General features: G+C 37.6%; 11 protein-coding genes. 7 read left to right on the forward strand and 4 right to left on the reverse strand.

Translation table 11 applies throughout. From position 1 onward, the window contains the following. Window positions 1-13: 13 nt before the first annotated feature. The 4 genes from E1140_RS14000 (at window position 14) to E1140_RS14015 (ending at window position 3,785) form a co-directional block, all read left to right on the forward strand. Entirely contained in the window at window positions 14-598 is a 585-nt protein-coding gene (locus E1140_RS14000) for a DNA-3-methyladenine glycosylase (RefSeq protein ID WP_155184968.1), read from the forward strand. 53 nt (window positions 599-651) lie between these two features. Beyond that, window positions 652-1,476: a universal stress protein gene (locus E1140_RS14005; protein WP_155184971.1), complete on the forward strand. Its 825-nt coding sequence runs from the start codon at window positions 652-654 to the stop codon at window positions 1,474-1,476. A gap of 17 nt (window positions 1,477-1,493) precedes the next feature. Then, window positions 1,494-3,062 (forward strand): OmpA family protein, encoded by a 1,569-nt coding sequence (locus E1140_RS14010; RefSeq protein WP_155184974.1) that lies wholly within the window; start codon window positions 1,494-1,496, stop codon window positions 3,060-3,062. An 87-nt stretch (window positions 3,063-3,149) separates the two neighbouring features. Further along, window positions 3,150-3,785 (forward strand): TetR/AcrR family transcriptional regulator, encoded by a 636-nt coding sequence (locus E1140_RS14015; protein WP_155184976.1) that lies wholly within the window; start codon window positions 3,150-3,152, stop codon window positions 3,783-3,785. Here E1140_RS14015 and E1140_RS14020 read toward each other — a convergent pair. The 3 genes from E1140_RS14020 to E1140_RS14030 are packed head-to-tail and all read right to left on the reverse strand — an operon-like array spanning window position 3,778 to window position 5,778. Continuing rightward, the gene (locus tag E1140_RS14020) at window positions 3,778-4,773 is read right to left on the reverse strand and encodes a glycosyltransferase (RefSeq protein ID WP_155184979.1); all 996 of its coding nucleotides are present in this window, start codon (window positions 4,771-4,773) and stop codon (window positions 3,778-3,780) included. The two genes, E1140_RS14015 and E1140_RS14020, sit on opposite strands and share 8 nt — an antisense overlap. Further along, the gene (locus tag E1140_RS14025) at window positions 4,770-5,495 is read right to left on the reverse strand and encodes a tetratricopeptide repeat protein (protein WP_155184982.1); all 726 of its coding nucleotides are present in this window, start codon (window positions 5,493-5,495) and stop codon (window positions 4,770-4,772) included. Before E1140_RS14025 ends, E1140_RS14020 begins: the two co-directional genes overlap by 4 nt. Next, the gene (locus E1140_RS14030) at window positions 5,467-5,778 is read right to left on the reverse strand and encodes a hypothetical protein (protein WP_155184985.1); all 312 of its coding nucleotides are present in this window, start codon (window positions 5,776-5,778) and stop codon (window positions 5,467-5,469) included. The genes E1140_RS14025 and E1140_RS14030 overlap by 29 nt, the downstream gene beginning before the upstream one ends. A gap of 139 nt (window positions 5,779-5,917) precedes the next feature. On the opposite strand from E1140_RS14030, the gene E1140_RS14035 reads away from it, so the two are divergent. Beyond that, window positions 5,918-6,967: a DUF6340 family protein gene (locus tag E1140_RS14035; RefSeq protein ID WP_155184988.1), complete on the forward strand. Its 1,050-nt coding sequence runs from the start codon at window positions 5,918-5,920 to the stop codon at window positions 6,965-6,967. A gap of 21 nt (window positions 6,968-6,988) precedes the next feature. Here E1140_RS14035 and E1140_RS14040 read toward each other — a convergent pair whose 3' ends face one another. Then, the gene (locus tag E1140_RS14040) at window positions 6,989-7,579 is read right to left on the reverse strand and encodes a hypothetical protein (RefSeq protein ID WP_155184991.1); all 591 of its coding nucleotides are present in this window, start codon (window positions 7,577-7,579) and stop codon (window positions 6,989-6,991) included. A 219-nt stretch (window positions 7,580-7,798) separates the two neighbouring features. Here E1140_RS14040 and E1140_RS14045 point away from each other — a divergent pair, with 219 nt between their 5' ends. Together E1140_RS14045 and E1140_RS14050 are read left to right on the forward strand one after the other, a co-directional pair. Continuing rightward, the gene (locus E1140_RS14045; RefSeq protein WP_155184994.1) at window positions 7,799-9,496 is read left to right on the forward strand and encodes a TRAFs-binding domain-containing protein; all 1,698 of its coding nucleotides are present in this window, start codon (window positions 7,799-7,801) and stop codon (window positions 9,494-9,496) included. 70 nt (window positions 9,497-9,566) lie between these two features. Continuing rightward, window positions 9,567-10,910, forward strand: coding sequence for a Crp/Fnr family transcriptional regulator (locus E1140_RS14050; protein ID WP_155184997.1), 1,344 nt, complete (start codon window positions 9,567-9,569; stop codon window positions 10,908-10,910). Window positions 10,911-11,031: the final 121 nt, after the last annotated feature.

Consider the following 11,031-nt stretch of genomic DNA (forward strand, 5'->3'; position numbering starts at 1 on the left):
TTTTGGTTAGAACATGGTTCAAAAGAAACTCGATAATTCATATTATTTAGCTGATGATGTGGTAGCACTGGCCAAAGACCTGGTGGGTAAGGAGCTACATGTTAAAACCGATTTGGGTCATAGGTCAGGGATTATTGTAGAAACGGAGGCCTATTCTTATTTAGAGAAAGGTTGCCATGCTTATGATAACAAACGCACAGCCAGGACAGAACCCTTGTTTATGGCTGGAGGCGTTGCATATATTTATCTCTGCTATGGTATTCATCACTTGTTTAATATTGTCACTAATGCTGAGGATAAGGCAGAAGCAGTTCTCATTAGAGCAGTACAACCGAATATTGGTTTTGAGCCGGAGGAGCTTAAACCATCATCAAAGATTACGTCAGGACCTGGTAAATTGTCAAAGGTGTTGGGCATTGACCTTAATCTTAATAAAATAAGTTTGACTGGTGATACTATTTGGCTTACAGACGCAGTTGATAATTCAATGGATGTTTTAGCCTCTAAACGAATAGGAATTGATTATGCTGGTGAGGATGCCAACCTTTTATGGCGATTTACAGCAAAAAATAGCCCTTGGATCAGTAAGAAAATATAAGCATCCAAGATTTTATAATATATTACTAATTGAACTTATATATTTGTAGTGATATGAATAAGATTCTATGTCCTGTCGATTTTTCAAGTGCTTCGCTCAACGCTATAGAGTATGCGCTGGAAATTGCCAAGAAGTTTAACTCACGATTGTCTTTTCTACATGTTTTTACTGAAAAGGACTTTAATAAAGCACTTGGTCAGGAAGCTAAAGGGAAGACGTTCAAGGAGTTATTGGCACTTGCTAATTCTAAGCTAAAGTTATTAGTTAATTCTATTGTTGAAGAGACTGAAGGGCAGATAAAGTGTGATTTTCATATAGAGATGGGTGACTTGATTGATAAAATTAAGGAAGTAGCCTATGATGAAAATTATGATTTGGTAGTGATGGGCACTACTGGTGTAAGCAGAGTTCAGGGCATCTTTTTCGGTAGCAATACTGAAGATACTATTGATGAAGTTCGTAAGCCAATTCTATGTGTTCCTAACAGTGCTAATTTCAAGCATTTCAAAAAGATTGTCTATGCCTCTGATTTTCTGGAAGAGGATAAAATGGCAATTCAAGAAGTAATATCTTTTGCTACAATGTTTGATGCCAGGATATATGTGCTCCATATCAATCTTAGCGACTCAGAAAAAGCCTACGACAAGTTTGTTGAAGAGTTGAAGAGTTTTATTCAATATAACAAGATCACTTTTGTTAATAAGAGTTATAAAGATGATGTAGGGAGCGGTATCAATGAATATATGCAACAGGAAAACGCTGATTTACTAGTTGCCTTTAAACGAAAACGCAATATAGTAGAAAGTATGTTTAGCAAAAGTATTACCGAAGTGCTGTCCTACTCAACAGACAAACCATTATTAGTTCTAAAATTATAGTAAACCTCTCGTTTTAAATGTTTAAAAGCTCTCTGACAGTTCTTGTCTTTTCGTTGGTATTTGGTTCTTTATTCGCTCAATCTGTTGACCCCTTTGATAAAATCAATAGTATTTATGATGAACAAAATCCGGTGCTGTCACCTGATGGAAGAACGGTTTATTTTACTAGAAGCAGACACCCGGAAAATGTAGGCGGTGCTATAGACTTAGGAGACATTTGGTACAGCAATCTGATGCCTAATGGTATGTGGTCTGAGCCTATTAATGCAAAGAGGCTGAATAATAGAGGTTGGAACGGTGTTTTAGGATTTGTTGGTGGCAGTGATGTTATCTATCTGTTCAATCATTATTCTGCTGACAATAGCCTGATTAAGACGCAAGGGATAGCAAGATCAACCAAAACTACTTCAGGATGGTCTTTTCCTGAAAATATCAATGTGCCATATTATAAAAATACCTCTGAGTACCATGGTGGTGCTATTACGGATGATGCGGCTGTTATGGTAGTGTCATTAGAAAGCTACGGCAGTGCCGGAGGAGAAGATTTGTATGTATGCATGAACAAGGGAAATGGCCAGTGGTCAGAGCCAAAGAATCTTGGGCAAACCATCAATACTAAGTTTCAGGAGTTTTCACCGTTTCTTTCTGACGATAATAAGACATTATATTTCTCTTCTAATGGGCACAATTCTACTGGTGGAACAGATATCTATTATTCAGAACGACTTGATGACACCTGGATTAACTGGAGTGCTCCTGCACCCTTTACTGAGTTAAATGCAGAGGGTAAAGAGCTCGGTCTTCATTTGTATAACAATACCTATTTCTATACCTCAACACTTAATAGTGATGGTTATGGCGATCTTAGAATTTATATCGATCCTGAATCAGATAAGCCGACACCATTAGATACAACAGTCATGGTAGAACCAACAGGAGTAACTATTGCTGAAAACCTGCCAGTATTTGATGATAAGGTAATAACGCTTTATGGCAATACGCAAAGCAAGAAAGATAAGAAGGCTGTTGAAGCTAAAATATCTTTAAAGACCACAGATGATACCATGATCAATTCCATAAAATCTGAGAAAGGAAGCTATGCATTAAAAATTGATGCTATTGGTGACTATCTAATTCGTGTTGAAGCTCCTGGTTACATAAGCCATCAGGAGGTGCTGGAGCTAAAATCAAATGAGATTAATGCCTTTGAGATGAATTTCTTATTAGACCCTATTGAAGTAGGTACAACTGTTAACCTTAAAGATGTGCTATTTCAACAGTCAAAAGCTGAGTTTTTGGAGTCATCATATCCTGAGCTCAACCTTGTTGCTGAGTTTATGAAAGAAAATCCAAAGGTAAAGATTAGGCTTGAGGGGCATACCGATAATAGAGGTATTGCTAAATACAATGTTCAACTCTCTAAAGACAGGGTAGAAGCAGTGAAAAAGTATTTGGTAAGAAAAGGTATTTCTTCCAGACGCATTTCAGGCAAGGGTTATGGCGGTAGCCGACCGATTGCTGACAACGAGGATCCTTCAAAGCGTATTTTAAATAGACGTGTAGAGTTTACAATTGTTAAGAACTAGTACAAGCAACACACGTAAGGTTTTGTCTGTTTTTTAACTTTATTTCTTAAGTATTTCATTTAACTTACTTGAGTAAAGTAATTTCAAATGGAAGCAAGCATCAGAGAAACTAAGTCAGCCAAGATTAAAATAGATATTTTAAATGCCACGCTTAATCTTGTGGGTAAAAAGTCATTTAAAGACTTATATGTTGATGATATCTGCGAAAAGGTCGATGTTTCCAAAGTAACCTTCTTCAAATACTTTCCTCAGAAGGAGGATATTCTACTTTACTATTTGCGTGTTTGGTGTCTTGACAGGGTCGTTGAGCTAGATCAACAAAACCGCGAAGGCCTTGATGGTGTTCATTATTTGTTTGATAAGATGGCCATTGCATATGAAAGGCATCCTGGTCTAATCTTGAGTTTGATCAGTTATCTTACATCACTACAAAGACCTCCAGCACCATTCCCATTAAAGACTGTTGAAAGAGAGATTTTACATCCTTCTTTGATGGCTGATAAAGTGGAACTACTGTCATTACAACAAATGATGGAGAAATTCCTGCTGGAGGCTGTTTTCAAAAGTCAAATCACCACAAAGAGCGATACAAAGGAATTGGCATTGGTATTTATGACATTGATGTATGGTTCCATCGTGATGGCCCATCTTCGTCAGGTATCACCAATCAACGTGCTGTTCAAAAGAAATATTAATAACCTGTTAAAGGGGCTTACTAACTAAGCATAAAGAAGTCCTTGCCTTCATTATAACCCTGTTCTTTTAAATAGGCTTCTATTCGTTTTTTACCATTTCTATCTCTTACCAAAGAAATGATGAGGGGATGCTTCTCTTTAGCCAGTTCAGTAAAGTGAATGACCGATCCGTCAAGGTAGGTAGTTTTTACATCTATTTGTCCTTTAACGTCCAGACCATATCTCTTAAGCAAAGCAATCCATTTGTTAATCTGACGTCCGGTTCCCCAAACCCAAAGGTTGTCAGAAGGTATTTGTTGCTTGACGAAGTACAGAGCCAAATACTTGATCTTAAGCGCATAAAACTTCTCTAAATCATAATTGGCATGAGTACGAGAAAGCCGGGCTGCTGAATCATGCCAATGAAGAAGCGGTGAGTTGACTTTTTCAAAAACCACATCGTTATGCATCCATCGCAGCCAGAGCTCATAATCCTCAGGTAAGTCACCTTCATTGTAGCCACCATATTTGTGGACAAGCGATTTTCTGAACATCACTGATGGATGCGCAATAGGTGACTCGGTAAATCGCTTTTTTAATATGGATTGTCGACCTATAATTTGATTGATTTCATCAACAAACAAGGCGTAACCAGCGTTGGCTTCACGATTGCCATTGAATTCAACTAATGAAGAGACAACTCCAACTTCGGGGTGTTCCTGAAGATAATTAAACTGCATTTCCAGCCTCTCTTGATGGCAAATGTCATCAGCATCCATCCGGCAGATGATGTTTGTATTGGACATTTTAATTCCAAAATTTAAAGCTTTGGCTATTCCTCTATTCTCAGTTTTGTAGTATATAACTCTCTCATTATTAATTGATTGAATTATTTTAATTGAATTGTCAGTAGAGCCGTCATCTACAATGATCAATTCCCAATCAGTATAAGTCTGATGAATAATGCTATCAATGGCTGCCTTTAGCGAGTACTGAGCATTAAAGACTGGCAGAATAATGGAAACAAATGGCTTCAATTTTCGGCCTTAAATATTTGTTTGATGAATTTGAAGAACTGCTTTCTTTCTGATTTGTCAGAGGCTAAAGATTTCACTGATTTAAGATATCCTTTGACTGTAAGTTTGTCATCAGATACTTCCACATTAGTGGCTTCCTCAGCCTGCGGGTTATTTAACTCGGTTCGTTCTTGCTTTGACTTTTCAATTTTCTCTTTATCATAGTTAGGATCCAATTCATCTGCTCTTGCAAAGCTCACCTTAGAGCGCTCCTTGTATCCAAGCTTTTCTTCCACAAGGCCTTTGTTATTATGTGCTATGGCATCATCGGGGTCTAAAGCTATGCACCGCTCGTAATCTTCAATGGCTCCTTTAAGGTCACCCATTCTTTCTTTAATATATGCTCTGCTAGAATACCGAAAGGGCTTATTGGGCTCAAGCTCTGCAGCCTTGTTTAGATCAACCATGGCCATCTCATTCTGTTTATTCAAATGAAATGCAACCGCTCTTTCGCTCAAAAAGTAACCATTGTTCGGTTCTTTCTCTATTAATACATTAAAATCTGCAATTGAGGCATCAAACTGGCCTAATTTAAAATGAGCCTTGGCCCGATCATATCTGAATTTGAGATTGCCTCCATCCAGATTGATCGCTTTTGAAAATAGGGGTAAGGCCTCTTTGTACTCTTTGTTTTGGCAGAGTGTTGTTGCTTCGTTAAAATAATCCTGTGCTGTCTTGCTCATCCGTAGTTTCTTCTATGTCTTCAACAGAATCAAGGGTGTTCAAAGAATCTGATTTGATCTTTTTCTTTTTTGGTGGCTTTACTTTCGCTGGTTTTACCTCAGCAGACTTCTTAAGGATTTTCACCTTCACATATTTCACCTTCTTCTTGCGCTTATCTTTTTTAGGATTGTAATACCTGTTTCTGTTGATAGGCTTAACATGCTTAACCGTGATGTACTTAGAATTGTTACACCCCAGAAGCAGCGAAAAAGTAAAGAATATGGTTATTACAAATAATCTCAAAGCTTACGAACGTAAAGAAGATATAATTATTTGAGAAAATGAAGAATGGCATCAAGCTTGTTTGCAGATTTATAAAATGACTGTTCACAGACATTAAATAAATTTTACTAAATTATATATAAATCAACATCTCGGAACCATGAAAAAGCTAGCCCTTCCTGTTATTACCCTAATTGCCATTGTTATCGGTTCATGTTCCGGAACGAGAACGGTGACCATGAATGCCATGCGTCCGGCAGAAATTACATTTCCACCAGAGGTTAACTCACTTTTGATTTTGGATCGCACAAAGTTTAACAAGAATGCCGTTAATATTATTGAAGGAATACTTACGGGTGAAATGCCAGGAGAAGACCTTGCTGGGGTTCAGGAATTAATGAATTCTTTTCAACAGCAGTTGTCATACTCACCAAGGTTTTCAACCAAGTTGGCCACAGAAAGACTAAATGGAAATAGTGTAACCTCTGCCTTTCCTGCCCAGCTATCATGGAATGAGGTAAACAAGCTTTGTAGCAAGTATGGTACTGATGCTATTGTTTCCATTGAAATGTTTGATACTGACTTTGTGGTGACCAATGGCAAGCGAAAAGTTAAGAAGACCGTTACTGAAGGTGATGTGAAAAAGGAAGTTGAGGTTGATGAATTTTACGCTGAAGGTATAGGTAACATAACAATAGGCATAAGACTTTATGATCCTATTGCACAGACCATAGTAGATCAGCAGCTCCTTAATAATTCAAATACCTGGTCTGCAGGGGGTGCAACTTTAAAAGATGCTATGGCGCAGTTGATAGATAAATCTGCAGCTACAAGAGCTTTGAGTAGAGGTGTTGGCAAAGATTACGCCTATAAGATAGCACCAATGCCCGTGAGGATTTCAAGAATGTTTTATGGAAAGTCTAAGAAAGCTATTGAACTGGAGCAGGGAAGCAGATTAGCTGATGTTAATAAATGGCAGGAGGCTGCTGACAAGTGGGAGAGTGGTATTAGTAGGGCACCTGCCAAAGAAGCTGGAAAGTTAGCCTATAACACTGCCATAGCCTATGAAGTACTGGGTGACTTGCCTAAGGCAAAAGAGTGGGCACAAAAGTCTTATGTTGATTTTGGAAATAAAGATGCACGCGACTATGTGCGCACCATACAAAATAGAATGTACCAGGAGGAAAGAATTAAAGAGCAGATGAATTAGATATCTGCTCTTTAATTTGAATTAATTCTCTGCAGGAGGAGTAATCATTATATGGGCTCTATGTGTTCCCGGATCCATTATCCATGGTCCACCAGGAACAAGTGGGCGAATGGGTAAGCCCGTTGATTCCGGAGTAGCAAATGGAATGTAAACTACATATCGTAAGCTAGCGCCAGTAACCTTACTTGAAGCGATATCATACTTTCCTTCAGCTCCTGAGAGTACATGTAGAGTAGTGGGATTTTCAGGCATTTTAAGTTTGCCTTCCTTAACCTCTTTCTCTCTTATATCAAATATCTCCTGCCTTTCTTTGCCTTCTTCTTTTAAGGCCCTGCCTCTGGCCATAAAGGGCTCCAAATCCTTGTGGTAGCATGATGCATTAAATCCTTCCTTATTAGGATCATCAGCCAGGCAAATCAATTCATTAGTGCCCTGTCTTATTACCACTAACTTTCCATTTTCATCAAAACCCATCACGGTGGCTTCTGCTCGTTTCTCTTCAGGGGCAGCCATTACAGCTCCTGCTATTTGCTCCTCTTTATTAGGAATCTGAGCCTCGCAGCTCATGGTTATAACTACTAATATGATTAACAGAACATTAAAATTTTTCATGGCTTGAATTAATTGGTTTTTATCAAGTTAGTAAACTAATGATGATTTTCAATATTGGCCGAGTTAATTGACAATGTGTGGTTCTTTATTTAAAGAAGTGAAACTTCTTTTATTCTCATATGTTGGGTTTATTGGAAATCAATGTGAAAACATTTAATCGAATATTTGCATATAATCAGTTTTAAATAATATCTTATGCAGAATATCAATTAGGACTATATGGAAGTTGGTGAAATAGAGCATTTGATTAACAGTAGTTTATACTTTGAAGCAAATAGGCATCTTAAAGATGCACTTCATGATGATCCTGAAAATGTAAAGTATAAAGAGTTGCTTGCCTTGTCTTATTCTCGTTCTGGAGCTTTACAGCAAGCCGTTGATTTTTTTGAACCTGTCTATTATGCTCATAAAGATAACCCCGAAGTTGCAGGCATAATGGGAGGAATATACAAACGCCTTTTCGCTAAGCATATGGATCAAAAGTATGGCAATCTCGCAGCCGATATTTATGAAAAGAGCTATAGGCAAACAGGTAATTATTATACTGGTATTAATGCTGCATCTATGCTGCAGATGTCTGGGAAGGGGATGAGCGCCAAGGAAATTGCTCGAGAGATCATTAAAAACCTTACGGAAGATCCCAATGATACATGGAGTTTGGCTACCCTCGGTGAGGCGCATTTATTGTTAAAAAACAGAGATGAAAGTAGGAGGTTATATATTGAAACTAGAAAATCGCTGAATAAAGATTGGAGTAAATTAGGGGCCATTTATAAGCAACTATGGCTGATAAATCACTACACCATGGTGCCAAAGGACATTTTGTCCCTGTTTAGCCCGCCAGTTATTACAGTTTTTGCAGGTCATATGATCGATCAACCTGGCCGTAAAGAACCACGTTTTACCTCATCTATGGTCCCTAATGTAAAAGATGCTATTGCATCAGCCATACGTACTATGAATATTGAAGTAGGTTACTGCTCTTTAGCCTGCGGAGCTGATATACTTTTTGCTGAGGAAATGCTTGAACAGGATAAAACATTATACGTTTTAATTCCCTTTATGGAAGAAGACTTCTTAGATGTCAGCGTTCGCTTTGCAGGTAGTGAATGGGAAGATAGGTATCATGCTGTGCTTGAAAAAGTGAAGGCAGAATATATTAGTGAAGCACCGTTCAATGGTAAGAATGATAATTTTGACTTTTTGAGTAAAGTATTGGTGGGAAGAGGGCTTTTGCACGCCTCTCAAATTGATTCCAATGCAAATTTATTGACTGTACTTTCTTCTGTAAGCCTTGAATCTAAAACAGGAGGAACCAGATACTTGTTGGATTTGTGGCCAGAGGATTTGAAAACCTATAATGTAGATGTTGATCGTTACTTTGAGGCTGGCACTGGCTCAGTAACAGATGTTCAGCCAGCGAGTGCGCCAAATTATGATGAGAGTTCTGTTTTAAGCTATATGCTCCTTGTTAAATGCGATGATGATGCTCAGGCAGGAATATATTCAGATGGATTAGATGAATATTTGACTTTAAATTCAGCATTACTTTATGCCAATTACAGTAAGGGAAATACTTTATCAATTCACTTTAAAAATGAAGTGGCTGCGATAGACTGTGCTGAAGAAATTGAGCAGGTTTATAACAATGAAGTGGTAAATTATAATGAGTTGAATATTCCGTCAATTCTTTTACACGCAAGTCATGCCACTATAAAAGCTATTGATGAACCAGCTACCGGACCTAATATGGAGATGGGTATGCAATTGTTAAATGCCATACCATCTGGAAAAACGACCTTGACAGAAAATTTCACAAGTTGCGTAGCGATAAAAAATGAAAAATGGAAGTTTGATTATGCGGGTCGACTTGAAATAGATAAAAATAGATCAGTTCCAGTTTATCATCTGGCATGATATAATTTGTTAAGGCTTTTAATCGAATAGCCAAATGTTGTTATAAATGCACTAATTTTAAAAGAAAACTATGCCTTCAGTAATACCAGGTTACGAATATGATATATTTATTAGCTATCGTCATAAAGACAATAAGTATGACGGATGGGTTACTACGTTTGTCAACAATTTGAAAAAAGAGCTGGAAGCAACTTTTAAAGAGGCTATTTCGGTCTATTTTGATGAAAATACGACTGATGGATTACTTGACACCCATAATGTGGATTCATCTTTGTCATCTAAGATCAAAAGCCTCATTTTTATCCCTGTACTTTCTCAGACCTATTGTGATGTTAATAGCTTTGCATGGAAGAATGAGTTCATCGCATTTAATACCCTGTCATTGAATGACAACTTCGGAAGGGAGATTAAACTTAGGAGTGGTAATGTAGCCAATAGAATTCTCCCTGTAAAGATTCATGAATTGGAAGTAGGCGATGAACAGCTGATATTCGATATTATGAATAGCCACTTGCGAAGTGTTGATTTCATATATCAGCTGCCAGGTGTGAACAGGCCACTGTTACCAGAGGATGATGGCAGAGGCAATAACCCATATTTTTATAGAGATCAGGTAAATAAGGTGGCCAATGCCTGCAAAGAAATAATTGCTGGTATGAAGTCAATTCATTCACCTGAGTCGCATCAGTCAGTGTCTAATATTGGAAAAACGGTCTCAGGCGCCTCCAATGCCAATTCGGAACAATCCAGCAAGCCCAATGACAGGCAATTACTTTTTAGAATGAAGATCATTCAACAGGTGGAGATTTTTTCTCTACTAAGTGATAAGCACTTGGAAGAAGTTGCTTCTGAGATAAAGACATTGAGTCTGAAAGAAGATGAGGTCATTTTTAATAAAGGGGAACTAGGAGACTCGATGTTTATTATTGTTGATGGCCGTGTGAAGGTGCATGATGAAGACCATGTTTTTAGCTTTTTATCAGGAGGTGAGTGTTTTGGTGAATATACCTTAATAGATGAAGATTATAGAAGTGCTTCCGTTACCGCTTTGGAGTCCACAACTCTTTATAGGGTGGATCAGCAAGTGTTTCAAAATTTGATTAATACCCACCCTGCTTTTGCTAACAGTGTTTTGCGAGTTCTTATTAAGCGGTTAAGGAGATTGGATATCGTACAGCAGGAATTGGCCTCCAGCTATAAAAAAATGTCCAATAGCAGAAAGGAGTTTGTTGACAGTAAAGCTAAAGAAGATGCCTTGCATGAAAAGTACGAAAAGCATGCCGATTATGGTTTAAAACTTATTCAGGACTTTGATCAGCTATTGTCCAATACTCAGGAACAGCACAATTTAGAAAAGTTGAAAGAGGTTCTTGAAGATATGAAAAAGTTAGGCAATTCACCTTCAGAGGCATAGTAATTAACGACCTGAACCCAAAAAAAATATTCCTTTTTTATTTAAAAGTTACATTCAATTTTTTTGCTCTATAATTTAAAATTATCGCTATAATATAAATATTTATAGAGGGTATTAAATT

Source organism: Fulvivirga lutimaris (assembly GCF_009711525.1).
GTDB lineage: Bacteria > Bacteroidota > Bacteroidia > Cytophagales > Cyclobacteriaceae > Fulvivirga > Fulvivirga lutimaris.